The 22,795-nt window shown below is 63.5% G+C and carries 23 protein-coding genes; 16 read left to right on the plus strand and 7 right to left on the minus strand.

Annotated features, from left to right (window positions below; all coding sequences use genetic code 11):
* Nucleotides 1-8: 8 nt before the first annotated feature.
* From IPK66_14955 to IPK66_14965, 3 genes are read right to left on the minus strand one after another with little or no spacing between them, the layout of a single operon-like run.
* Nucleotides 9-668, minus strand: coding sequence for a lactate utilization protein (locus IPK66_14955; protein MBK8176514.1), 660 nt, complete (start codon nucleotides 666-668; stop codon nucleotides 9-11).
* A complete protein-coding gene (locus IPK66_14960) occupies nucleotides 661-2,121 on the minus strand; it encodes an iron-sulfur cluster-binding protein (GenBank protein ID MBK8176515.1) in 1,461 nt (486 codons plus the stop codon). The genes IPK66_14955 and IPK66_14960 overlap by 8 nt, the downstream gene beginning before the upstream one ends.
* Nucleotides 2,108-2,863: a (Fe-S)-binding protein gene (locus IPK66_14965; protein MBK8176516.1), complete on the minus strand. Its 756-nt coding sequence runs from the start codon at nucleotides 2,861-2,863 to the stop codon at nucleotides 2,108-2,110. Before IPK66_14965 ends, IPK66_14960 begins: the two co-directional genes overlap by 14 nt.
* A 302-nt stretch (nucleotides 2,864-3,165) precedes the next feature.
* On the opposite strand from IPK66_14965, the gene IPK66_14970 reads away from it, so the two are divergent.
* From IPK66_14970 to queF, 11 genes are all read left to right on the plus strand, one after another.
* Nucleotides 3,166-3,987: an FCD domain-containing protein gene (locus tag IPK66_14970; protein MBK8176517.1), complete on the plus strand. Its 822-nt coding sequence runs from the start codon at nucleotides 3,166-3,168 to the stop codon at nucleotides 3,985-3,987.
* A 117-nt stretch (nucleotides 3,988-4,104) separates the two neighbouring features.
* On the plus strand, nucleotides 4,105-4,701 hold the full coding sequence (locus IPK66_14975; protein MBK8176518.1) for a 2-hydroxychromene-2-carboxylate isomerase: 597 nt from the start codon (nucleotides 4,105-4,107) through the stop codon (nucleotides 4,699-4,701).
* Nucleotides 4,691-5,587 (plus strand): oxygen-dependent coproporphyrinogen oxidase, encoded by an 897-nt coding sequence (gene hemF, locus IPK66_14980; GenBank protein MBK8176519.1) that lies wholly within the window; start codon nucleotides 4,691-4,693, stop codon nucleotides 5,585-5,587. Before IPK66_14975 ends, hemF begins: the two co-directional genes overlap by 11 nt.
* A 127-nt stretch (nucleotides 5,588-5,714) precedes the next feature.
* Nucleotides 5,715-6,149, plus strand: a complete 435-nt coding sequence (locus IPK66_14985; GenBank protein MBK8176520.1) for a hypothetical protein — start codon at nucleotides 5,715-5,717, stop codon at nucleotides 6,147-6,149.
* The gene (locus IPK66_14990; protein ID MBK8176521.1) at nucleotides 6,146-6,538 is read left to right on the plus strand and encodes a hypothetical protein; all 393 of its coding nucleotides are present in this window, start codon (nucleotides 6,146-6,148) and stop codon (nucleotides 6,536-6,538) included. Before IPK66_14985 ends, IPK66_14990 begins: the two co-directional genes overlap by 4 nt.
* Nucleotides 6,539-6,708: 170 nt before the next feature.
* A complete protein-coding gene (locus IPK66_14995) occupies nucleotides 6,709-8,436 on the plus strand; it encodes a L,D-transpeptidase family protein (GenBank protein MBK8176522.1) in 1,728 nt (575 codons plus the stop codon).
* A 190-nt stretch (nucleotides 8,437-8,626) separates the two neighbouring features.
* Nucleotides 8,627-9,175: a DUF882 domain-containing protein gene (locus IPK66_15000; protein MBK8176523.1), complete on the plus strand. Its 549-nt coding sequence runs from the start codon at nucleotides 8,627-8,629 to the stop codon at nucleotides 9,173-9,175.
* A 197-nt stretch (nucleotides 9,176-9,372) separates the two neighbouring features.
* Nucleotides 9,373-10,407, plus strand: a complete 1,035-nt coding sequence (gene queA / locus IPK66_15005; protein MBK8176524.1) for a tRNA preQ1(34) S-adenosylmethionine ribosyltransferase-isomerase QueA — start codon at nucleotides 9,373-9,375, stop codon at nucleotides 10,405-10,407.
* On the plus strand, nucleotides 10,404-11,558 hold the full coding sequence (tgt, locus tag IPK66_15010; GenBank protein ID MBK8176525.1) for a tRNA guanosine(34) transglycosylase Tgt: 1,155 nt from the start codon (nucleotides 10,404-10,406) through the stop codon (nucleotides 11,556-11,558). Before queA ends, tgt begins: the two co-directional genes overlap by 4 nt.
* Before the next feature lie 21 nt (nucleotides 11,559-11,579).
* Nucleotides 11,580-11,756, plus strand: a complete 177-nt coding sequence (locus IPK66_15015) for a hypothetical protein (GenBank protein MBK8176526.1) — start codon at nucleotides 11,580-11,582, stop codon at nucleotides 11,754-11,756.
* Nucleotides 11,753-12,217, plus strand: a complete 465-nt coding sequence (gene queF / locus IPK66_15020; GenBank protein MBK8176527.1) for an NADPH-dependent 7-cyano-7-deazaguanine reductase QueF — start codon at nucleotides 11,753-11,755, stop codon at nucleotides 12,215-12,217. The genes IPK66_15015 and queF overlap by 4 nt, the downstream gene beginning before the upstream one ends.
* Nucleotides 12,218-12,246: 29 nt before the next feature.
* Here the strand turns inward: queF and IPK66_15025 are convergent, their stop codons facing one another.
* From IPK66_15025 to IPK66_15035, 3 genes are read right to left on the minus strand one after another with little or no spacing between them, the layout of a single operon-like run.
* The gene (locus IPK66_15025; protein ID MBK8176528.1) at nucleotides 12,247-13,137 is read right to left on the minus strand and encodes a prephenate/arogenate dehydrogenase family protein; all 891 of its coding nucleotides are present in this window, start codon (nucleotides 13,135-13,137) and stop codon (nucleotides 12,247-12,249) included.
* Between the two features lie 11 nt (nucleotides 13,138-13,148).
* A complete protein-coding gene (locus tag IPK66_15030) occupies nucleotides 13,149-14,249 on the minus strand; it encodes a histidinol-phosphate transaminase (protein ID MBK8176529.1) in 1,101 nt (366 codons plus the stop codon).
* Entirely contained in the window at nucleotides 14,246-15,178 is a 933-nt protein-coding gene (locus IPK66_15035; protein MBK8176530.1) for a chorismate mutase, read from the minus strand. Before IPK66_15035 ends, IPK66_15030 begins: the two co-directional genes overlap by 4 nt.
* A gap of 150 nt (nucleotides 15,179-15,328) precedes the next feature.
* On the opposite strand from IPK66_15035, the gene IPK66_15040 reads away from it, so the two are divergent.
* Nucleotides 15,329-16,519 carry a homoserine O-acetyltransferase gene (locus tag IPK66_15040; protein ID MBK8176531.1) on the plus strand — a complete coding sequence of 397 codons (1,191 nt, stop codon included), beginning with the start codon at nucleotides 15,329-15,331 and terminating at the stop codon, nucleotides 16,517-16,519.
* Nucleotides 16,519-17,169 carry a methionine biosynthesis protein MetW gene (gene metW / locus IPK66_15045; protein ID MBK8176532.1) on the plus strand — a complete coding sequence of 217 codons (651 nt, stop codon included), beginning with the start codon at nucleotides 16,519-16,521 and terminating at the stop codon, nucleotides 17,167-17,169. Before IPK66_15040 ends, metW begins: the two co-directional genes overlap by 1 nt.
* 82 nt (nucleotides 17,170-17,251) lie before the next feature.
* Here the strand turns inward: metW and IPK66_15050 are convergent, their stop codons facing one another.
* Nucleotides 17,252-17,965, minus strand: coding sequence for a methyltransferase domain-containing protein (locus IPK66_15050; GenBank protein MBK8176533.1), 714 nt, complete (start codon nucleotides 17,963-17,965; stop codon nucleotides 17,252-17,254).
* Nucleotides 17,966-18,061: 96 nt separating this feature from the next.
* Here IPK66_15050 and gloB point away from each other — a divergent pair, with 96 nt between their 5' ends.
* The 3 genes from gloB (at nucleotide 18,062) to IPK66_15065 (ending at nucleotide 22,770) form a co-directional block, all read left to right on the plus strand.
* Nucleotides 18,062-18,829 carry a hydroxyacylglutathione hydrolase gene (gene gloB, locus IPK66_15055; GenBank protein ID MBK8176534.1) on the plus strand — a complete coding sequence of 256 codons (768 nt, stop codon included), beginning with the start codon at nucleotides 18,062-18,064 and terminating at the stop codon, nucleotides 18,827-18,829.
* Between the two features lie 83 nt (nucleotides 18,830-18,912).
* Nucleotides 18,913-19,518, plus strand: coding sequence for a glutathione S-transferase N-terminal domain-containing protein (locus tag IPK66_15060; protein MBK8176535.1), 606 nt, complete (start codon nucleotides 18,913-18,915; stop codon nucleotides 19,516-19,518).
* A gap of 282 nt (nucleotides 19,519-19,800) precedes the next feature.
* Entirely contained in the window at nucleotides 19,801-22,770 is a 2,970-nt protein-coding gene (locus tag IPK66_15065) for an EAL domain-containing protein (protein ID MBK8176536.1), read from the plus strand.
* Nucleotides 22,771-22,795 lie beyond the last annotated feature (25 nt).

Genomic DNA, 22,795 nt, shown 5'->3' on the forward strand with positions numbered 1-22,795 from the left:
ACGCGCCGCTAGGGGTCGAGAACGATGACCATCAGCTCCTTCGGTCCATGCACGCCGTACGCGAGCGTCTGCTCGATGTCCGCCGTCTTGCTCGGCCCCGAGATCAGCAGGGCATTCGTTGGCATGCCCGCCGCCCAGTCGCAGGCGATCATCGCTTCAGTCAAGGTGCCGTAGAGCGCGCCGGCATCGACAAGGGCGATATGCAGCGGCGGCAGCAGCGACATCAGTCGCGGCTCGTCCCGCGTCGGCCACAAGATCAGCGAGCCGGTTTCAGCGATTCCGCCCATGGTGCCGGTCACCGCGGCGCCGACCCCGTGAACGAGGGTCTCCTTGAGCTCTTCCACCGGCCGATCGTAGGCCACCAGCGGGAAGTCGGGCTGGTCGGCCCATGCCTCGGCGAGTTGGCGGCCGTGTGCCGTGCCGGGCGCGTAAAGCACGGGGCCGATGGCACCGGTATTGCCGCGTGCCTTCAATCGCTCGGCGAGCAACGCCGGCCAGCGTTGCGAGGCACTGGTCACGACCTCGGCGTGGCTGGCCTCCAGCAAGGTACAGAAGCGATCGAGGCGCTCGGCGCTCGGCACGTCCGTGCGCCACTCCGGGAGTGCCGGCAACATTCCTTGTGGGGTCGCGCGCAAGCGGGCGAGAATGGCGGAGCGGGCGTTATTCATCATGGTATCCCCGGTCGCGGGCGAGGTCATGCAGGGATCGCGGCGCGAACTGCGGTTTGGCGCGCACGCGGGTCCAGTCGCGCAGCATCGGCAGCGAGGCGGGAAGCCGGTTGCCGATCAGCCTTAGCATCCGCGTGGCGAGACGATAGAAAAGCGGGGTGGCATACATCCAGCGCCAGCCGCGCCATATCCAATCCTCGACCGCACTGTGCTGCGCGCCGGCGCCCATGACCGATGATGACGGAATCGCATGCGATGCTTCCCGCCGGAGTCGCACCAGGAGATCGGGAATCGGAATGGCGACGGGGCAAACCTCCCCGCAGGCGCCACACAGGCTCGATGCGTGCGCGAGGTCGCCGGCCTTGCCCAGGCCTTCGATCTGCGGCGTCAGGATTTTGCCGATCGGGCCCGGATAGACGGCGTCATAGGCGTGCCCTCCCACCCGGGTATAAACCGGGCAGTGGTTCATGCAGGCGCCGCAGCGGATGCAGGCGAGGGTCTCGCGCAGTTGGAGATCACCGTGGATGCGCGATCGGCCATTGTCGAGCAGCACCAGGTGCACCTCACGGGGGCCGTCTTGTTCATCAGTCTTGCGCGGCCCCGAAATGAAGTTGACGTAGGTCGTGATCGTCTGGCCGGTTGCCGAGCGGGTCAGCAGCGATAACAGCGGCGGGACGTCCTCGAGTTGCTCGACGACCTTCTCGATGCCCATGACCGCGACATGCAATGGCGGCAAGGTGGTCGACAGCCGGCCGTTGCCCTCGTTCTCGACTAGGCAGAGCGTGCCGGTCTCGGCGACGGCGAAATTGACACCGGACAGTCCGGCGTCGGCTGCGGCAAACTGCTCGCGCAGGACCCGCCGCGCGGTCGCCGTCAGTACGTCGACGTCCTCGGTATAGGGCTGACCGTCGATCTTCGCCTCGAACAGGCTGGCCACGTCTTCTTTGCTCTTGTGGATGCACGGCATGATGATGTGCGATGGCGTCTCCTTGGCGAGTTGGATGACAAACTCGCCAAGGTCGGATTCAATCGCGCCGATGCCGTGCTCGCCGAGGAAGTGGTTGAGGTGAATCTCCTCGCTCACCATCGACTTGCCCTTGATGATCGTGCGCACGCCGTGTCGGGTAAGGATGCCCTCGATAATCCCGTCCGCCTCGGCGCTGGTCTCCGCCCAATGCACCGTGATTCCATTCTTGCGGCAATTGGCTTCGAGTTGCTCGAGCAGTTCCGGCAGCCGGGCGAGCGCCCGGCGGCGGATGGCGGCGCCGCGCGCGCGAAGGCTCGCCCACGCCTCGGTATCGGCGAACTGCGCTGCGCGCTTGGTCATCAGCCCGTCCATGGCGCGGCGGAACTTCCGCCGCAGTCCATCATCGGCGAGGGCGACGTGAGCGCGGGCGGCAAAGCTCGCGTGTGGAGGTGAAGCGGTCGTGGCCGCCGGGTCAGGCGCGTTCATGGCAGCGCTCCAAGATGAACTCGGCGATATGGCGCGCGCGAATGCTGACGCCCGCTTTCTCCATTGCGCCCGCGATGTTCATCAGGCAGCCGCAATCACCGGAAACGACCTCGTCCGCTCCGGACGTCTCGATGTCGGCGACCTTGTCGGCAACCATCGCCGCCGAAATCTCCGGCAGGCGAACGGAGAATGTGCCGCCGAAACCACAGCATTCCGCCGGCCGCTGCAGGTCGACGAAGGTCACCTGATCCAGTTCGCGCAGCAGGGCTTTGGGCTCGTCGCGAACGCCCATCTCGCGCTGGCTGTGGCACGAGCCGTGGAAAGTTACCGTGACCGGCTCCCCACGATCGACGAGCTTAACCTTGCAGACGTGGACGAGGAACCAGGTGAGTTCATAAACGCGCTCCGAGAATGCCGCGGCCTCGTCGGCATCCGGTTCGCCCGCGAATAATTCGGCATAGTGCTCGCGCATCATTCCGGCGCAGCTCCCCGACGGAACGACGATTGGCCACGGATTGGGAAAACTGCGGATCTGGCGACGCGCAACGGCGCGCGCTTCCTCGCGGAAACCGCAGTTGCGCGCCGGCTGCCCGCAGCAGCTCTGATTTGGCGGGAAGACGACGCGAAGGCCCTCGCGACGCAGCAATTCCATTCCTGCGAGCCCGGCGGAGGGATAGAACAGGTCGATCAGACAGGTTCCGAAGAAATAGACGGTCTTGGGCTTTTCAGGGACGGCAATCATGCGCCCCTCCTCGGTGTTGCTTTCACGTTGATCCTCCCGGCTCAGGCGGCGGCGTCTGTCGATCACACGTCGCCATGCTTTATTGCTTGTCAGACAAGTGTATGACCGAATCGACTCAATGGTCAATTTTTTTGTCCACCCAAGCCACCAGGTGCGCCGCGAATGACCACCGGCAAAAAAAATTGCCCAACCCTGACCGTCGGTCGATATGATTGCACAGCGTGACATGATGCCCGATTTGAGCTGCCCAGGGCGGCCGAGGGCGCGACGGTGGGCTGAATCGAAGGATCGCGGCGAGCGGTATGAGACAATCGATCAAGCCGATGCGGATCGCCGATGCGATCGCCGACCACCTCGAGCGGCTGATCTACGAGGGCGCGCTGCGTCCGGGTGAGCGGCTGATCGGCGAGCGCGAGCTGGCGCAGCGGCTCGATGTTTCGCGCCCGTCGCTGCGCGATGCGCTCTTGCTGCTCGAGCAGCGTGGCCTGATTCAGACGGACCGGCAGGGCTCGCGCGTCGCCGAATTCCTGCGGCCGTTAACCCAACCGCTGGAGCAGTTGATCCAGAGCAACCCGGACGCCTCGCTCGACTATATGGAATTTCGCTCGATCATCGAAAGCGCGGCAGCGGCGTTCGCTGCGGTGCGGGCGACCCCGCTCGATCGCGAGTCCATCTCCGTCATTCTCGCCCGCATGGAGCGTGCCCACGGAAACGCGGACCCGGCGGAAGAGGCGGATGCCGATGCCGAGTTGCACGCGGCAACCTACGAAGCGGCGCACAACGTCATTATTCTTCATGTCATGCGGGCGTTTTCGGAGATGCTGCGGCGCGACGTTTTCTACAGCCGCGCACAATTCTATGGACTGCCCGGCGTGCGCGATGCGCTGCTCGATCAGCACCGGGCGATCGGCGATGCCATTCTCCGCGGGGATGCCGCCGCGGCGCGCGGCGCGGCGGCGGCGCACATCGCGTTTACCCGCAGTACCCTGGAGGCTGCCCGCCAGGCCGATGCTCGCCTTGACGTTTCGTTGCGCCGCGTCGGCCGCGCTGATCTCATCGCTTCCGCACGAACTGGCGATGGACGGCCGGGCGAAGGCGACGAGGTCGGCGCGACGCAGGAATAAGACGAGACCTCTTCCTGCGGTCACGCGCGCTCCGTGTTCTCAGCTCGTCGCATGAAATCGTGGCCAGTATCCTTTACCGTCAATGAGGTGGCGATGAAGCGAGGTAACGCGGACAAGATGAGCATGCAATTTTGGTTTGAGTTCGCCAGCACGTATTCCTACCCGGCGGCGCTTCGGATCGAGCGCGCGGCGGCGGCGCGCAACGTGCGCATCGCCTGGTGCCCGTTTCTCCTCGGCCCGATTTTTGCGGCGCAGGGTTGGGGCGATTCCCCGTTCAATCTCTTCCCGGCCAAGGGTGCGTATATGTGGCGCGATCTCGAACGCCTCTGCGAGGCCGAGCGCTTGCCTTGGCGCAGACCGTCTTGCTTCCCGCGCAGCGGCTTGCTCGCCGCGCGCCTCGCCTGCGTTGCCGAAGACGAGCCGTGGCTGCCGTCGTTCGTTCGCTCGGTCTACTGCGCCAACTTCGCCGAAGACCGCGATATTACCGCGGTGGACGAGATCGGCCGTTTGCTGACTGCGCTCGATCTTCCCGCCAGCACTTGGCTCGATCGTGCGCAGAGTTACGATGCCAAAGCGCGGCTGCGCGCGCGGACCGAGGAGGCACAGCGAGCGGGGCTCTTCGGCGCTCCGAGCTTTGTTGTCGCGGGCGAACTGTTCTGGGGCAACGACCGCCTGGAAGCCGCGCTTGACTGGGCTGTTTGTCATGGCGGATGAGCGCATCAGCGCCGATCCGCTGCCCGATGCTGCGACGCGGGCCCGCGTGACCGCGTGGTTTGTCACCTTGCGCGATCGGCTCATCGCCGCGTTCGAGGCGATCGAAGCGGAGGGTGCCGCGCCCTCACCAGACCCTTCACGTCCGTCTGACGATGCCGCCCCGGGCCGGTTCGTGCGCACCGCGTGGCAACGGCCCGGCGGCGGTGGCGGTGAGATGTCGATCTTGCGCGGACGGGTGCTGGAGAAGGCGGGCGTAAACGTCTCGACGGTCGAGGGGGAATTTTCGCCGGCCGTGCGACAGCGTATTCCCGGGGCAGGCGAGGACGGTCGCTTCTGGGCCTCGGGAATTTCTGTGGTCGTCCACCCGCAGTCCCCCCTTGTGCCTGCGGCGCATATGAATACGCGGATGATCATCACCTCGAAGCGCTGGTTCGGCGGCGGTGCCGACCTCACGCCGGTCTTCGTCGATGACGACGATACATCAGCGTTCCATGGCGCGCTGCGTGCCGCGTGCGAGCGCCACGGTGATGCGTTTTATCCGCGCTTCAAGGCGTGGTGCGACGAATACTTCTACCTGCCGCACCGGGGTGAGCCACGCGGTGTCGGCGGCATTTTTTTCGATGATCTCTGCGGCGAGGGATTCGAAGCCGATTTCGCCTTTGTCCGCGACGTCGGACTCGCGTTTCTCGACGTTTATCCGGCAATCGTTCACCGCCACCGGGAGCGGCCATGGACGGAAGAGGAAAAGCGCGCGCAACTGATCAAGCGGGGTCGCTACGTCGAGTTCAACCTGCTGTGGGATCGGGGAACCCGCTTTGGCATCGAAACCGGCGGGAATCCCGAGGCGGTGCTCATGTCGATGCCGCCGGAAGTAATATGGCCGTGAGCCGCGTGCACTGATTCGCGGCAGCGGGGCAACAATCACCAGGGAAATCGTTGGCTAGTGTGACAACCGTCAACGGTGCGAGCCGGAAACTGGACTAGGATGCCACTCGTTCGCTCTGACGGCGGGCATGTTCGCGGCGATCTTGCGGGGGACTATGCTTCTTTCCTGGCTGGCGCTGATCGCCACCATTATCTGCAGCACCGGCGGCAACACCTTTGCCAACTGGTCTCACCACTTCGAAGGTCGTCGTCGACTGCTGGTTCTGGGCTCGGCGATCGGTATTCACGGCTTCGGGCTGCTGTGCTTTTCGCTGGCGCTGACCGGCATTCCGCTGGCAATCGCCTATCCGGTATTGATCGGCGGCAGCGTCGCCTGTGTGAGCTTTCTCGCCGTGCTGCTGTTTGGTGAGCGCATTACGTCACGCCACCTCGGCGGGCTGGCCTTGGTTCTTGTCGGCATGCTGATGTTGAACGACACAACGGCGCCAGTGTCCGGAGCCTCCGCCACACCGGTTACGACGCCGATGACAAGCCCGACCGCCGCTATGGGAGACGCCAAATGAGCCCTTCAGTCAAAGCAACTGCGGTGGCACCGCGGGCGGAGATCGGCTCGTGGCTTAACCTCGCAGTCGCGATCGCGCTGCTCAACGGTGGAAATCTCCTGCTCGACCGCGTCGCCAAGGCCGCGGGAGTGGGGCTTGATCTGTTCTTCTCGCCCGGATTCGTCGTTGCCATCGGCTGCCTCGGTCTCGCCTTCTTGTTTTACGTTCGCGCGCTGGCCCGTTTGCCCCTCGCGGTCGCCTATCCGATCATGGTCGGTCTGTCGATGATCATCGTCGCCGTTGCCAACCACTTCTGGGGTCAGGAGGTCCTGTCGCAGGTGCAGATCCTGGGCGTATTCGTGCTTTTCTTTGGCGTCGTGCTGATTTCGACCGCCGCGCGTCCCTCCTGATGCCGCTTTTGCCCGTCCCGGGACTGTGGCGTGGGTGTGATCGCGGAACAACCGATGTGTTTATGCGCGTCGCGCGTCTTGCGTGTGGCCGCAGGGACATCTAATAACATAAAGATAAATGTTCCTATGCCCCTGGTGGCGGCGGATCGCGGCGACGAAACGGAATGACAATGAAAGCCTTCCCGGTGTTGTGGCTGCTGGCTGTGACGGCCGGCGTAATACTCGTTCGTCAGCCCGAAGCCGGGGCCGCGATCGTCGGCGACATCCCCTCGTCGATCGAGCACCTGATGACCGCGGTGCCGCAGTCGGAGGTCGGCCTTGGAACGCCCACCGACGCGGATGTGCTTGCCGGGTTTTATCAGCAGCGGCAGTACAAGCCCGTCTGGATCGACGACCGCGGACTGAACGGGCGGGGACAATCATTGCTGCAGGCCTTCCGCTCGGCGACAGATGACGGTCTTGATCCCAGCGAATACCTGCCGCCCGAAACCTCGGCTGTGAACCTTGCTGCCAGCAATTCTGCGCCCACGCTGCGGGTGCCGGCCACCGCGGCCGCCCCTTCATTGCCGCTCTCCCCGCGCTCGGCGGGTGACGGCGCCCTCGCCGGGAGCGGCGCCACAGCCGATCGCCTGGCATCGATGGACGTTGCACTGAACCTCGCACTTCTTCGTTATGCGTCGGATGTTCGCCGCGGCCGGACCGTTCAATCGGGCAATGAGGACGGGAGGGTCGCCCTGAAGGTAATGGACCCCCTCGGCGTCCTGACCAAGGCGGCCGAATCGAACGATCCGAAGGCGTTCGTCGCGAGCCTCGCGCCGATTGATCCGATCTACATCGGCTTGCGTCGGCTGTTGGCCCGTTATCGGGCCATCGCGGCGGCCGGGGGCTGGCCGACTGTGCCAGAAGGGCCAAAGCTCGAGCCGGGAATGACCGATCGACGGACGGCAGCGCTGCGTTTGCGTCTGCAATTGACTGATGATCTGCCGGTCACTGAGCAGGGTCGGGCGCTTGATCGCTTCGATGATGCTGTCGAGCAAGCGGTGCGCCGCTTTCAAGGGCGCAATGGGCTCGCTGCGGATGGTGTGGTCGGCCCGCGCACTCTGGCGGCGCTGAACGTTCCGGCGCAGGACCGGATTCGCCAGATTCTGGTCAATCTTGAACGCTCACGCTGGTTGCCGGACGATCTTGGCAATCCCTATGTCATGGTCAATCTCGCCGCGTTCGAGCTCGAGGTTGTCGAATCCGGCCGGACGGCGCTTCAAATGCGGGTTGTCGTCGGCGAGCTCGACAAGCGGACGCCAGTGTTCAGCGACGCGATCAGCTACATCGAGTTCAACCCTTATTGGAATATTCCCCGTAGTATCGCGGTGAAGGAAGAGCTGCCGCAATTGCGCGGCAATCCCGGCGCGCTGAGCGCAAAAAATATCAAGATCCTGAGTTCTGATGGTGAGGTCGTCGACCCCTACATGGTCGATTGGTCGACGGTTAACAGCAATCATTTTCCTTATCGTCTGCGTCAGGAACCAGGGCAGCGGAATGCGCTGGGTCGGATCAAGTTCATGTTTCCCAATCCGTATGATATTTACTTGCATGACACGCCGTCACGATCGCTCTTCCAGCGGTCGGTGCGAGCGTTTTCTCACGGATGTATCCGGGTGGAGAAACCGCTTGAGCTTGCCGAACTCCTGCTTCGCCAGACCGACGGCTGGCAGCGCAGCCGCATCGACGGGGTTATCAAGGATGGTCGCAATCGCGCCGTCTCACTCGCCAAGCCGGTGCCGGTGCATATCGTCTATCTGACCGCGTGGATGTCGCCCGACGGGCGCGCGCAATTCCGCGACGATCTTTACAACCGTGACGCGACTTTAGTGGCCGCGCTCGACGCGCATCGCGAGTAAATATTAGCTGATCCTGCTTTCCTTTCCGTTCCACGCCCTAAGGTGTTGACCTTCACACGCCGGTTGAGGCACAAACCGGAAGTCAGCCCTTTTGCACTCCGGCGACAAAGTAAACGGAAGGGAGCATCGGAAGGTGAAAGACGAGCAGCAAAAGGCCGCTTGTTCGCGTCGCCGTTTTCTGGCGGTCGGGATGGCCAGTGTCGCAGGCTTGGCAGCCACGCCGACTTGGGCTCGTGATTCGGTCGAATGGGGGGAGACCCAATTCTCCTGGACGCACCCGAAAGTCACCGTCGAGCGCGCGCTGTCGTTCCGCCACCGGCACACCGATGAAACTTTGAATACCGTCTACTACGCCAACGGCCGTTATCTTCCGCAAGCCCTCGACGAAGTGAACTGGCTGCTGCGCGATTTTCGCACCTCCGAGATCAAGCCGATCGATCCGCAATTGCTTGACCTTCTCTACGCGGTTCGCCAGCGGCTCGAATCGAACGAATCTTTTGACGTGTTCTCCGGGTATCGCTCACCGGAGACCAACGCCCTGTTGCGCCGCGAAGGCTGGGGGGTTGCGCGCAATAGCCTGCACATGCAAGGCATGGCGATCGACATCGGGCTTCCTGGGATGGAAACCCGGCACATCGCCAACTGCGCACTGTCGCTGCAGCGGGGGGGCGTCGGAATCTATCGGCGCTACAACTTCGTGCATCTCGATACCGGAAGGGTTCGCACGTGGCGCGGCTGATCCTGAATTAGGGCCGCCTCGACGAGATTCCCTGCGGCGGCCTTTCTCATCGAAATTAAGTGGCTATTCTCTCGTCATTGGGTTGTCACGCGCCGGCATGGCTTGGGCGGGCGGGGTCTGCTTGGATCTGAGCACATCGGCTGTGGCTTCTGCCCGGCAGGACGCCGGCGTCTTGACGCCCCTGCGCGCGTGACCGGATGAAACGCGAGGACTTCGATTTTTCCCTGCCCACCGACCGCATTGCTCAGCGACCGGCGGTGCCGCGGGACTCGGCTCGCCTGCTGACCGTGGGCGAGACGCGCGATGACCAGACGATCACCGACCTGCCGCGTCTATTGCGCCCGGGTGACCTTCTCGTCCTTAACGATACCCGGGTCATCGCCTCAAGGCTGTTCGGGTGGCGCGGTTCCGTGCGCATCGAGGCCACGCTCATCGAGAGGCACGGAGCTGGGGTGTGGTGGGCGCTCGCCAAACCAGCGCGCCGGCTCAAGCCGGGGGATCGTATCGACGTCGCCTGTGGATTCGCACCCAAGGTGGTGGCGAAGCGAGCGGACGGCGCGGTATTGCTCGACTTGGCGCAGGACGACGCCGCGCTGGCGGAGGCGCTTGAGGCGCACGGCGCAGCACCCCTCCCGCCGTACATTCGCCGCAACGCGCTCGATCCACGCGACCGGCGGGACTATCAGACGGTCTTCGCCGACCGGCCGGGGGCGGTGGCCGCGCCGACGGCGGGGCTTCATTTTACGCCGGCGTTGATTGCCGCGCTTGAAGCGGCCGGCATCGCCATGACCTGCGTTACCCTGCACGTGGGCGCCGGAACGTTCTTGCCGGTGAAGACGGAACGCCTCGAAGACCACATCATGCACAGTGAAACCGGCGAGATCGGCGCCGCCGCTGTCGCCGCGATCACTCGCTGCCGCACCGACGGCGGGCGAGTGATCGCGGTCGGCACGACGTCGCTGCGTCTGTTGGAAACAGCGGCGGACGAACGCGGCGACGTGCATGAATGGTCGGGCGAGACGTCGCTCTTTATTACCCCCGGCTTTGGCTTTCGCATCGTGGATCGTTTGCTGACCAACTTTCATCTGCCGTGTTCGACGCTGTTCATGCTGGTTTGTGCCTTTGCTGGTACCCAGCGCATGCGCGAGGCCTATGCGCACGCGATCGAGCGGGGGTATCGATTTTACTCTTATGGAGATGCTTGCCTTCTCGATCGCGCGGTGGCGTCGTGAGCGGTATCGGATTTCGCCTGCTGGCGACCGACGGCGAGGCGCGCTGTGGCGAGATCGAGACGGCGCACGGCACTCTGTCGACGCCGGCGTTCATGCCGGTGGGAACGGCGGCGAGCGTTAAAGCGTTGACCCCCGAAATGCTGGCATCGAGCGATGTCGGCATGGTTCTGGCCAACACCTATCACCTGATGCTGCGGCCGGGCGCCGAGCGTGTCGCGCGCCTCGGCGGGCTGCATGTATTCATGCGTTGGCCGGGGCCGATTCTCACCGATTCCGGCGGCTATCAGGTGATGTCGCTCGCCGCGCTGCGCACGATCGACGAAGATGCCGTGACCTTCCGCAGCCATGTTGATGGCTCCCGCCACCGTCTGACACCGGCTCGCGCCATTGACATCCAGCGATTGCTCGATGCGGACATCTCGATGGTGCTCGACGAGTGTCCGCGTTTCGGCGTCGGCGAGGAGGAAGCGGCAGCGTCGATGCGGCGCTCGATGCGCTGGGCGGAGCGCAGCAAGGACGCGTTCGTGCCACGTGCCGGATACGGTCTGTTCGGGATCGTTCAAGGCGGGGTCCATGCCGATCTGCGCGCCGAATCCGCCGCATCGCTGCGTGAGATCGGCTTCGACGGCTATGCTGTCGGCGGCTTGGCGGTGGGCGAGGGGCAGGAGACGATGTTCGCCATTCTAGATCGGACGGCGCCGCTGCTACCCAGCGACCGGCCGCGCTATCTCATGGGCGTCGGCAAGCCGGACGACCTCGTCGGTGCGGTCGCGCGCGGGATCGATCTGTTTGACTGCGTGTTGCCGACGCGCTCGGGCCGGACCGGGCAGGCATTCACCCGCAATGGTCCCGTCAACCTGCGCAACGCCCGCCATGCCGACGATCCGAGGCCGCTCGACGAGAGCCTCGATTGCCCGGCCAGCCGCGAGTATAGCCGCGGCTATCTTCACCATCTCGTGCGCTCCAACGAAATCCTCGGCGCCATACTGCTGTCCTGGCACAACGTCGCCTATTATCAGTCCTTGGTGGCGCAGATGCGCGCGGCGATCAGGGTCGGGCGCTTTGCTGCGTTCAGCGCCGCGTTCGCGCACACGTATGCAGCGGGCGACATCGAGCCGATCACGGCCCGGTGCAGCGCCGACGAAGAGTGAGATGAGATGGTCAAGCAGCAGATGCCGGTCGCGTTCCTGCTCGCCAGTCTGGTGGCGGCCGCATGCACGCCGCAGGAGTTCGTTCAGGTGGTTGGCCAGACACTGTACAACTCCGGGCGGTACCTCTGTACCCAGAGCCGGAACTGCGATACCCCCAATGACGGCATGCCGTCCGGCGCCAGTAGCAACGGGCGATGAGCGACGCACACGAGATTTCACTCACGCAGCTCGGTCGGGCGACCGTGGTCGCCGCGTCTCCCGATGCGGCCGTGCTAGAGACGGTCGCCAATCCGCACCCGGACGCAACGTACCTTGTCCGCTTCACTTGCGCGGAGTTCACCACCTTGTGTCCGGTCACCGGGCAGCCGGATTTCGCCCACCTGGTGATCGACTACGTGCCCGCCGGGCGGCTGGTGGAATCGAAATCGCTGAAGCTTTTCCTTGCCAGCTTTCGAAATCATCCGGGCTTTCACGAGGCCTGCACGCTCGATGTCGCAACCAAGATCATTGCCGCGGCGGCGCCACGCTGGCTGCGTATCGGCGGCTACTGGTATCCGCGCGGCGGCATTCCGATCGACGTCTTCTGGCAGACAGACGTGCCGCCGGAGGGGCTGTGGCTTCCTGATCAGGGCGTGCCGACCTACCGTGGGCGTGGTTGAATCGGGCGAGGGGTGGCCGATGCGCTCCGTTAGGCCTGCTTTGCTTCGACGATGCCGCGGCGGATTGCCCGGGTGCGGGCGAACTTCTCCTGCAATACATCGCCCTCGCCCCAGCGGATCGCCCGCTGCAACGCGGTGAGATCCTCGGTGAAGCGGGCCAGCATCTCGAGCACGGCCTCGCGATTGTTGAGAAAGATGTCGCGCCACATCACCGGATCGGAGGCGGCGATACGGGTGAAGTCACGAAAGCCGCCGGCGGAAAACTTGATCACCTCTGATTTCACCTGATCTTCGAGATCGGTCGCGGTGCCGACGATGGTGTAGGCGATCAGGTGCGGCAGGTGCGAGGTGATCGCCAGCACGCGGTCGTGATGGTGGGCGGGCATCACCTGCACGGTCATTCCCGCCTGCTTCCACAGCGCTTCGATACGGGCGACGGCGGTGGCGTCCGTGCCGGCGGGGGGGGTCAACAGACAGTAGCGCCCTGCGAACAGCTCGGCGAATCCGGCCTCCGGCCCCGAGTGCTCGGTGCCGGCGATCGGATGGCCGGGGACGAAATGCACGCCCTCGGGAATATGCGGGCCGACATCGGCGATGACGCTTTCCTTGGCCGAGCCGACATCGGTGACGATCGCCCCCGGCCGAAGGCCCGGTGCGATCGCCTTAGCGATCGCGGCGTAGGCGCCGAGGGGGGCGCACAGGACGACAAGATCGGCGCCGTCAACGCAGGCACGCGGGTCGGTTGTGGTGGAATCGGCGATGCCGAGTGCGCGCGCGGTATCCAGCGTCGCGTGCGTCCGCGCGCACACGGCGATGTGATCGGCGAGCGCGTCGCGGCGCACGACATGGGCGAGCGACGAGCCAATGAGGCCGATGCCGATCAGGGCGATTCGTTCAAAGTGCGGGGTGACGAGGGTCACGTCTGCGTCGCTCACGCGCTGCCGCCAAGGAAATCAGTTATAGCGGCAACACAGGCGCGCATGTCGTCCTCCAATCCGATGGTAATGCGCAGGCAATCCGGCAGTCGATATGACGTCATGCGTCGGACGATGATGCCGCGGCGCTTGAGATAAGTATCCGCAGCGATCGCATCGCGATCCGGCGAGGTCGGGAAACGAACCAGCAAGAAGTTGCAATGACTTTCCGGGACGACGAGGCCAAGATTGCGCAGGGCGTCCGCCGTCCACGCCCGCCATTGGTGATTGTGCTCGCGTGCGCGTTCGACAAAAGCCTGGTCAGCAAGGGCAGCAATGCCCGCCGCTTGCGCCAGGCTCGGCACGTTGAAGGGATTGCGCAACCGGTTGAGGACATCGATGACCGCCGGGGGGCCATACGCCCAGCCGAGGCGCGCGCCGCCCAGACCATAGATCTTGGAGAATGTCCGGGTAACGACAACGTTGGCGAAGTCGTCGACGAGGTCGATCCCGGTCTCATAGTCGCTCGCCGCGACGTACTCGGCATAGGCGGCGTCGACCACCAGCAGCACAGCCGGTGGCAGGCCCTCGCGTAGTCGTCGCATCTCGCTCGCGGGCAGGTAGGTGCCGGTCGGATTATTCGGATTGGCGATGTAGACGATGCGCGTCGCCGGCGTCGCCGCCGCCAGCAGCGCGTCAACATCCGCCCGCAGATCGCGTTCGGGCACGGCGATCGGCGTTGCCCCGGCTCCCTGGGCCGCGATCGGATAAATCAAGAAACCATGGACGGTGTACAGCACTTCGTCGCCTGGGCCGGCATAGGCGCGCGCGAGCAGCGTCAGCAGCTCATCCGAACCGGCACCGCATACGATACGCTCGGCGTCGAGCGCGAACGCGGCGGCGAGCGCCCGGCGCAGCGCGTGGCAGCCGCCGTCGGGATAACGATGCGCGGTCAGTGCCGCCGCGTGCATCGCTTCGACGGCCTTTGGGCTAGGTCCGAATGCCCCCTCGTTCGAGGCGAGTTTGGTGATGCGGTTGACCCCGGGAACGGTCGACTCCCCGCCGACGTAAGGGGCGATATCAAGGATCCCCGGTCGGGGAGTCGGAAATACCGTCAAGCAGATGAATCCTCACTCTTCGGCTGTCTGGCCGGCAGCGCCGGCTGCGGCGCCGCTGCCGGTGCCGGCCCCAGAACGTCCGGCGGGATGGGCAGGGCGTAGCCGCCAATCGGCTGGAGCCGCTTGAGCGGCTTGCCGATGGTACGGCGCAGGATGTCGAGGCGCGCGTCGTCGGTGGCGAGCGAGCCGTCAACCTCGCTCAGGTAGAGCCACGACTGTGGTTGACCCTCGTCTCGCCAGACGGTGGCAAACGTCGAGGTCAGGCCGGCCTCCTGCAGCGCCTGGGTGAATTGGTTGAGGCCCAGCCGCTCTTCGGTTTCGGCGACGAGGTACGACCGGTCGCGTCCGGTGGGTACGACGGAAACCGGGCAGATCGCCAGCGCTTCCGCTCCGGTTCGCCGACCGGCGCCGAAGTCGACGAACGGCAGGCGGGCGATGATTCTCGGCGCCTCCGGGTGACTGGTCACGATATGACGCCACCAGGGGTCGGTATCGTCGAGGCGTGGCATCGGCAGCACGCCGACGATCGCGTCCTGCCGGTGGACTGCCTCGATGACTGAACGCACGGATGTGTGGCGCGTCACCGGCGTGCAAGGTCCGAAGTGATCGCGCGCCAAGTCCCAGTAGCCGGTTTCGTTCGCCGGAGTGTAGACGGCGACGGAGAACGGTCCCTCGAACGACAGTGTCGCGCAGATCAGCACCCGCCAGATTGCGACGAGATCGCGCTTAGGAAACGCACCGCTGTGACGCTTGACCAGGCGATAGAGAATCTCCGCCTCGCGGGAGGGCTGAATTTTCACCCGCCAGTCATGCTTGATTACTCGGACCTCGCTGACCAGCTGTGTACGACGGATCAGGAGGTCCTGGATGGCGTCATCGATGGAGTCGATCTCGCTCCGGACTTCCGCGAGGGTTCGTTCGCTGCTCATCCTGGCTTTCGGCGCGGGGGTATTGGGCAAAAGGGCTGACGCTATCGACGTCTCCCCACTCATAATGATACGATTGGACGAAAGCAAAGAAAACGTTGCCGCCAAACTCGCCGCGGCGTTGCATCCATCGGAAGGTCTTCTCATTCATCGATGATCAGTTACACCGGATTACGCCTTCACGGTCCGGGTGAGGCATTCGCGTTGCCCGGTCACCGCGTTATCCTCGGCACGGACCGGCCGCTGCGGCTCGATTCCGGCGCGGAGCTGCGTGCCTTCCCGCTCGCCTATCAAGCCTACGGGCGGCTCAATGCCGGGCGAACGAACGCCGTGCTCGTCTGTCACGCGCTCACCGGCGATCATTTCGTCGCCGAGCCGCATCCGCTGACCGGCAAGCCCGGCTGGTGGTCGGACATGGTCGGTGCGGGCCGGACGATTGATACCGACCGGTATTTCGTGATCTGCGTCAACGTGCTTGGCGGCTGCATGGGCTCCGCCGGTCCCAGTGAGGTCAATCCCGAGACCGGCGAAATCTGGGGGCTGTCGTTTCCCGTCGTCACCATTGCCGACATGGTACGGGCGCAGGCGATGCTGCTCGATCACCTCGGCATCGAGCGGCTGTTCGCCGTCATCGGCGGATCGATGGGCGGCATGCAGGTGCTCGAATGGGCGTCACTTTATCCCAAGCGGCTGTTCGCGGCGGTGCCGATCGCGACCGCGGCCCATCACTCCGCCCAGAATATTGCCTTCCACGAGGTTGGACGGCAGGCGGTGATGGCTGATCCCGACTGGCAGCAGGGCGAGTATTGGCGGCATGGCCGCAAACCGGTCGCGGGTCTCGCCGTCGCCCGCATGGCGGCGCACATCACCTATCTGTCTGAAACCAAACTGCATGAGAAGTTTGGACGCAAGTTGCAGGACCGAGAGAACATCAAGTACGGCTTCGACGCGGATTTCCAGGTCGAGAGCTATTTGCGACATCAAGGGCAGTCGTTCGTCGAGCGCTTTGACGCAAATTCGTATTTGTTCATTACGCGGGCGATGGACTACTTTGATATTGCCGCGCGGCATGGCGGCGTTCTAGCGAACGCTTTCCGTGAAACAACGGTACGATTTTGCGTTCTGTCGTTTACCTCGGATTGGCTCTACCCGACGATCGAGAGCCGGCGGATTGTCCACGCACTGAATGCCGTTGCCGCCAACGTCAGCTATGCCGAAATCGTCTCCAACAGCGGTCACGACGCATTCCTGCTCGACGAGCCGGACTTTCGTCGGGTCCTCGCCGGTTTTCTCAACGGCGCGGCGCAACACTGCGGCCTTGCGCCGACGTCGAGCGCCGCCTGATGGAGCAATCTTCGGCCATCCGAGTCGATCTGCAACTGATCGCCGATATGATCGATCCAGGCGCGCGCGTGCTCGACGTCGGTTGCGGCGACGGCGCGCTGCTCGACTACCTAGTGCAGTTCAAGCAGGTCGACGGTCGCGGAATCGAGCTTTCCAGCGACGGCGTCAACGCCTGCGTCAGTGCCGGACTGTCGGTTATCCAGGGTGACGCGGATACCGATCTGTTCGACTACCCCGATCAGGCATTCGATTATGTCGTGCTCAGCCAGACGCTTCAGGCCATGCGCGCGCCGAAAATGATGCTTCAGCAGCTTTTGCGAATTGGCAATCGGGCGATCGTCTCGATGCCGAATTTCGCTCACTGGAGGCTGCGCTGGCAGTTGCTCACCCGCGGCCGCATGCCGTCGAGCGGTGTGTTGCCTCACGCCTGGTACGATAGCCCCAACATCCACCTCTGCTCGATCCGCGATTTCGTCGTCGTCTGCAAGGACCTCGGTGCGCGTATCGAACGCGGCCTCTTCCTCGATCAGACCGGCACGCCGAGACGGCTGGGCTCAGGGCTTGTGCTCGCCAACCTGCTGGGCGAACAGGCGGTGTTCCTGCTTTGCCGCGATGAGTCTGCGCACCGTCCGTCGCGCGTCATCGGATAGATCGACGCAGTTCCTCGCCGCGGTGGGGTTGGGGACGACGGCCGCGGTTGGCGGGGCCCGCTCGATGGAGATCCGGGGCCGATCAGGGCGCCGCGATCGGGGCGTAGGCGCGCGATCGGGGCGCCGTCGCCAACAGTTCGCCCGCATAGATCTGCTTGCTGGCCTCGACGACGAAGGTCCCGGCGAAGGAGGGGAACCAGCGCAACCCAATCTCTTCCCAGGCCCCGGCGGACGAGATCAGCATGCGCGAGGCGATGGGTGGCACGAACAGAGCTGCCGTCAACTGATAAGGGGTGAACAGCGAATCGCGCAGACCCCGGGAGAGCTGGCGCGGCGAATAGGGGCGTCCGTGGCCGAACGGCGTATTCTCGAAGCGGGCCCACAGTCCACGGCGGTTGGGGACGACGACGATCAGCCGGCCACCGTCGGCCAGCACCCGCCAGATCTCGCGCATCATCGGCTGCGTCCATTCGGCGCATTCGAGGGCGTGTACCAGCAGGATCCGGTCGAACGCTCGATCCGGAAGCGGCAAGGCGGTTTCGTCCGCGAGCGCCGTCAGGTTCGGCCCATCGATCGGCCAGGGCAGGACGCCCTGTGCCGCCGGCATCATTGCCACAACCCTTTGTGCCTCGGCACGAAAGACGCCGAGAAACGGCGAGGTGTAGCCGAGGCCAAGGATGCCGAGACCGCGAACGTCGGGCCAGAGCGCGCGAACGCGCCGGCCGATCATCCGTCGCGCCACGCGTCCGAGCGAAGATGCATAAAAATCCCGGAGATCAACCGCATCCGACCACATGATCCGGCCAATCTAGCGCAGCCGGTGCGGGCGGTGATAGTCTTGCATCGGAACAAAGGGCGCTGTCGCGGGACGAGGGGCGGTGAAATGGAGCAGTTGGCCAGCTTGCAAGTCGAGCAGATCCCTGTGTTAAGCGACAATTACATCTATCTCGCACGCGACGCGCAGACAGGAGCCTGTGCCGCCATTGATCCCGCCGTTGCGCCGCCGGTTCTGGCGGCGCTTGAGCGGCTCGGCTGGCAATTGTCGCACATTTTCAACACCCACCATCATCACGACCACGTCGGCGGCAATCTCGCGCTGAAGCGGGTGACCGGATGTGTCATCGTCGGCAACCGTCATGATGCGGCGCGTATTCCCGGTATCGATCTGGCCGTCGAGGAAGGGGATGAGGTCGCGCTGGGATCGTCGCGGGCACGGGTGCTCGATGTTTCCGGGCATACCCTGGGCCATATAGCCTACTGGTTCGCCGATTCTGCGGCGGTGTTTTGCGGAGATACGATGTTCTCGCTGGGTTGCGGGCGCCTGTTCGAGGGAACGCCAGCGCAAATGTGGGCGAGCCTGCTCAAACTGCGCGCGCTACCGGACGCCACTCGCGCTTTTTGCGCCCATGAATATACCGAGAGCAACGCCCGTTTCGCCTGTTCCATCGATCCGGACAACGAGGCCCTGCTCCGGCGTGCCGAGGACGTGCGCGCCTTGCGCACGCGCGGACAGCCGACGGTTCCTTCGCCCATTGCCATCGAACGGGCGACGAACCCCTTTTTGCGCGCCGATGATCCGGGACTGCAGGCGGCGGTCGGAACCGTCGGTGACGCCGTTGCCACGTTTGCCACGATCCGCCGGCGTAAGGACGTGTTCTGAGAGGTAGCCGGCGATACAGCGGTTCGTCCCTGTTGCTGCCGATCCTTCTTGCCGATCTTACGGATTCGTAAGGGACCCTTGAGATGAAGCTTCGCTATTCCTCTACTTCTGCGTTCGTGCGTATGGTTACGGTGACCGCGCTGGAGACCGGCTTGAGCGATCGCATCGAACGGGTGACGACGGACCACCGTTCCCCAAAGGCGGAGTTTCTCGGCGAAAATCCGCTCGGCAAAGTTCCGACACTGGTGACCGATGACGGCCTGTCGCTGTTCGATTCGTCGGTCATTTGCGAATATCTCGACAGCCTGCATGACGGACCCAAGCTGTTTCCGACAGACGTGCCGCAGCGTTGGCGGACGTTGCGGCTGATGGCGCTCGGTAAGGGCATTCTCGATGCTGCTACCGCCCGCTGGCTGGAATCCAGGCGCCCCGAACGAGAACAGTCGCCGGCGTGGATCGAGCGGCAGAAAAGCAAGGTCACGCGGGGGCTCGACATGCTGGAACGTGAGGTGCCACGCTTTCGCCCGCAGATTACCATTGGCCAGATTGCGGTCGGCTGCTGTCTCGGCTGGCTCGACTTCCGTTACAGCCAGGAGGACTGGCGGATTGGCCGGACAATGCTGGGCGACTGGTACAGCATGATCATGATCCGCCCGTCCATGGTCGCGACCGCGCCTGAGGAGGAATGAGCGCCGGATCTTGTTGCGAGGAGCGGTGTTTGAATGCGACGTGTTCGACGCTGCGGTAAGATCGCATTAGCACTTTCACGCTACGATTGGTCTCACTGAGCGATTTAGCGGTCCTTGCGCTTTGAGCGCGAACAAAGCGGGCTGTCAGAGCGTCAGGACATCCTTAGCGTGGAGCGCGTTCATGGCAGCAAGAAAGAACGCAGGTCGGATACGCCCGGGGTTCCCCGGCCAGCGGTCGGCACCCGGTCCGCGCGGCGTTCCCCCAGCCGGAGCGCTTTACGCATGAATGCTCTCGAAGCCGTCGATTTTTCGGGCGCAGATTTCGAAGAGCGCGCGCACCGACTGCGCGACTTCGCCAAGGCAAGTTCCGAATGGTTCTGGGAGACGGATGCCGATCTGCGATTCATCTGGTTCTCCGAGGAAATGGACCAGCGCATGGGAATCCCCGCCCGCGATATGATTGGCAAGAAACGCGGCGATCTCGGCGCCGACCGGGACCCGGATGCGGATTGGCAAAGCCATTTCGCCGACCTGCAGGCTCGCCGCCCGTTTCGCGATTTCTGCTATCGTGTCCGTACGGCCGACGGCGCCGAGGTTCATCTGAGTGTCAGCGGGGTTCCGGTGTTCGACGACACGGGTGCGTTCCGTGGCTATCGTGGAACCGGTTGCAATATCACCGCCGAAGTTGAAGATCGGCGTCGCCGGCGCGAGGCCGAGGAGCGCTTGCGTATCGCTTTCAGCACATCCACCAGCGCCATCGCCATCAGCCGCCTCGCAGACGGCCTGTTGCTTGACGTTAATGAAGCGATGGAGCGATACATCGGTTGTTCGCGGCGCGAGCTGATCGGTCGGTCATCGGTCGAGATGGGTTTCTGGGCGTCGGCGCTGGAGCGGGACGCATGGCGACAATCGTTGATCGCGACCGGCAGCATGCGCGACAGACCACACTCGCTTGTTCGCAAGGACGGGCAGTGCCGTTTCGGGCTCTTGTCAGCACGCATGTTTCTGGTCGACGGCGTACCGCACGCTTTCGTCAGCATTGACGATATTACCGAAACCCACAAAGCAAAACTGGAGCTTCGAAAGCTGTCGCACGCGGTCGAACAAAGTTCCACAGCGATACATATTACAAATACTAACGGTGTAATCGAATATATAAATAAGAGCTTTTCACAGCTAACAGGTTATTCAAGCGAAGAATGTATTGGAAATACCCCGGCTTTGCTAAAGTCAAATCTGATACCCATAGATTTTTACAAAGAAATGTGGAAAACAATATCAGAAGGAAAAGATTTTCTAGGAGAATTATATAATAAAAAGAAGAATGGAGATCTATATTGGGCAAATATTCGGATATCACCGGTACGTGATGCCGATGGAGCGCTTACCCATTATATCGGTATTCAAGTTGATATGACGGCGCGTAAGAATGCTGAAGATGAGCTACGTGCGAGCGAGGAGCGGTATCGCTCCATCGTCGAATCATCTTTGCTTGGCGTCTGTATCGAACAGGACGGCAGACCGGTCTTCGCAAACCAGACGTTTACGGATATTTTCGGATACACACACTCGCAAGACATTACCGGGCTTGATCAATGGGACGCGTTGTGGCCTGTGGAGGATCGGCGGCGGATTGCCGAGGTGATTGGTGCCGACGCAAGCTCCACGAACGGCGGTGTCTTTGGCGTTTCCGGCACCTTACAATGCGACGCGGACGGCGAAGACGGCGAGATCGGGGTGGCGGACGACGGGGAGGGCGGGTCGCGGTGCATCGAGGTGCGCGGCAGGCGGTTCGACGGCTCAGACGTCTTCGTGCTGGCGCAGTTCAAACGAATTCCCTGGAAGGGTGCGCACGCGACCCAGGCGAGTGTCGTCGATATCACCCTGCGCAAGCGCATCGAAGCCAAGCTGCAGTTTCAAGCGAATTACGATGCGCTCACCGGCCTGCCCAATCGATCGCTGGCGCTCGATCGCCTGGAGCGCGCGATCCGTGGCGCTCGCAGGCGCGGGGGCAAAATCGGTGTCCTGTTCATCGACTTTGATCATTTCAAGCAAATCAACGATACCCTTGGCCATGCGATTGGCGACGATTTTTTGTTTCGTGCCGCCGAACGGATAAAGTCGGTTACTCGCGAGGAAGACACCGCCGCGCGTTTTGGCGGGGATGAGTTCGCCGTCATCCTGCCGCACATTCAGACCTCAGCCGATGCGCTCGTCGTCGCCAAGCGGATTGTCGCCGCCATGGCGCAGCCCTTCATCCTGCGCGGCAAAGCGGTCCTCGCCGGCGCCAGTATCGGTGCCTCTATCTACCCTGAGCACGGGGACGACGCCGAAACCCTGATCAAGCACGCGGATGCCGCGATGTACGTCGCCAAGAACGAGGGGCGGGGAACGGTTCGCCTGTTTTGCGACGATCCGTCCGGACGCGGAAAACGTGCGAAACCTTTGGAATCGGACCTGCGCCGCGCGATCGAGCGCGATGAACTGTCGATCTATTACCGCCCGATCGTCGACCTGACGTCGAGAGCGATTGTCGCTGGCGAAGCGATGGGGCGATGGGCGCATCCGCAGTTCGGCGAGGTTGGTCACGGCAAGTTTCTGCGCATTGCCGAGGAATCCGGCCTCATGACGACGATCGGCGCATGGATGATGCGGCGAAGCTGCGCGGACGCGCGCCAGTGGATGGATCGCGGTCATACCGACGTCAATGTGTCGGTTCCGGTTTCTTGCCATCAGTTTCGAGACGCATCGCTGCTCGACAGCGTTCGGCGGGAGCTCGCTGCCAGCGGCCTCGATGCGACCAGCCTCGAACTGGAACTTGCCGAGCGTCTGCTGATTGATGCGACCAACGAAATTGTCGCCATCGTTCGTCAGCTCAAGTCCTTCGGAGTCCGTTTCACGGTCTCCGGCTTCGGTATTGGCGGCGCGTCAATCAACGCTCTTTCACGCTTACCACTCGACGCGGTGAAAATTGATCCATCGTTTATCGGTGCTATGCTCGATGATCAAGGTCATGCCAAAGTGATCGACGCCTTGATCGCCGTCGCGCAGCGGCTTGGTCTTCGTGTCATCGCCGAAGGTGTCGAGACGGTAGCGCAGCTCTCCTTACTTAAATCTTTTGGCTGTGCTACGGCACATGGACAGTATTTTACACCTCCCCTTCCATCAGGCGAATTTATCGCGCTGCTCGATTCCTGGGCGCTGTTTCGGCCGCCCGCATTGCCGCTTGAGTTTGCCAGCGGCGTTGCCTAACCCGTCTGACCTTGCATCCGCTCCA

It is taken from the genome of Rhodospirillales bacterium, assembly GCA_016712595.1.
GTDB lineage: Bacteria > Pseudomonadota > Alphaproteobacteria > Rhodospirillales > Defluviicoccaceae > Defluviicoccus.

Excerpts from the sequence above, each read along its gene's own strand:
- IPK66_14955 (MBK8176514.1), bottom strand. The coding sequence starts at position 668 with ATGAATAACGCCCGCTCCGCCATTCTCGCCCGCTTGCGCGCGACCCCA.
- IPK66_14960 (MBK8176515.1), bottom strand. The coding sequence starts at position 2,121 with ATGAACGCGCCTGACCCGGCGGCCACGACCGCTTCACCTCCACACGCG.
- IPK66_14965 (MBK8176516.1), bottom strand. The coding sequence starts at position 2,863 with ATGATTGCCGTCCCTGAAAAGCCCAAGACCGTCTATTTCTTCGGAACC.
- IPK66_14970 (MBK8176517.1), top strand. The coding sequence starts at position 3,166 with ATGAGACAATCGATCAAGCCGATGCGGATCGCCGATGCGATCGCCGAC.
- IPK66_14975 (MBK8176518.1), top strand. The coding sequence starts at position 4,105 with ATGAGCATGCAATTTTGGTTTGAGTTCGCCAGCACGTATTCCTACCCG.
- hemF (MBK8176519.1), top strand. The coding sequence starts at position 4,691 with ATGGCGGATGAGCGCATCAGCGCCGATCCGCTGCCCGATGCTGCGACG.
- IPK66_14985 (MBK8176520.1), top strand. The coding sequence starts at position 5,715 with ATGTTCGCGGCGATCTTGCGGGGGACTATGCTTCTTTCCTGGCTGGCG.
- IPK66_14990 (MBK8176521.1), top strand. The coding sequence starts at position 6,146 with ATGAGCCCTTCAGTCAAAGCAACTGCGGTGGCACCGCGGGCGGAGATC.
- IPK66_14995 (MBK8176522.1), top strand. The coding sequence starts at position 6,709 with ATGAAAGCCTTCCCGGTGTTGTGGCTGCTGGCTGTGACGGCCGGCGTA.
- IPK66_15000 (MBK8176523.1), top strand. The coding sequence starts at position 8,627 with ATGGCCAGTGTCGCAGGCTTGGCAGCCACGCCGACTTGGGCTCGTGAT.
- queA (MBK8176524.1), top strand. The coding sequence starts at position 9,373 with ATGAAACGCGAGGACTTCGATTTTTCCCTGCCCACCGACCGCATTGCT.
- IPK66_15015 (MBK8176526.1), top strand. The coding sequence starts at position 11,580 with ATGCCGGTCGCGTTCCTGCTCGCCAGTCTGGTGGCGGCCGCATGCACG.
- queF (MBK8176527.1), top strand. The coding sequence starts at position 11,753 with ATGAGCGACGCACACGAGATTTCACTCACGCAGCTCGGTCGGGCGACC.
- IPK66_15035 (MBK8176530.1), bottom strand. The coding sequence starts at position 15,178 with ATGAGCAGCGAACGAACCCTCGCGGAAGTCCGGAGCGAGATCGACTCC.
- IPK66_15040 (MBK8176531.1), top strand. The coding sequence starts at position 15,329 with ATGATCAGTTACACCGGATTACGCCTTCACGGTCCGGGTGAGGCATTC.
- metW (MBK8176532.1), top strand. The coding sequence starts at position 16,519 with ATGGAGCAATCTTCGGCCATCCGAGTCGATCTGCAACTGATCGCCGAT.
- IPK66_15050 (MBK8176533.1), bottom strand. The coding sequence starts at position 17,965 with ATGTGGTCGGATGCGGTTGATCTCCGGGATTTTTATGCATCTTCGCTC.
- IPK66_15060 (MBK8176535.1), top strand. The coding sequence starts at position 18,913 with ATGAAGCTTCGCTATTCCTCTACTTCTGCGTTCGTGCGTATGGTTACG.
- IPK66_15065 (MBK8176536.1), top strand. The coding sequence starts at position 19,801 with ATGAATGCTCTCGAAGCCGTCGATTTTTCGGGCGCAGATTTCGAAGAG.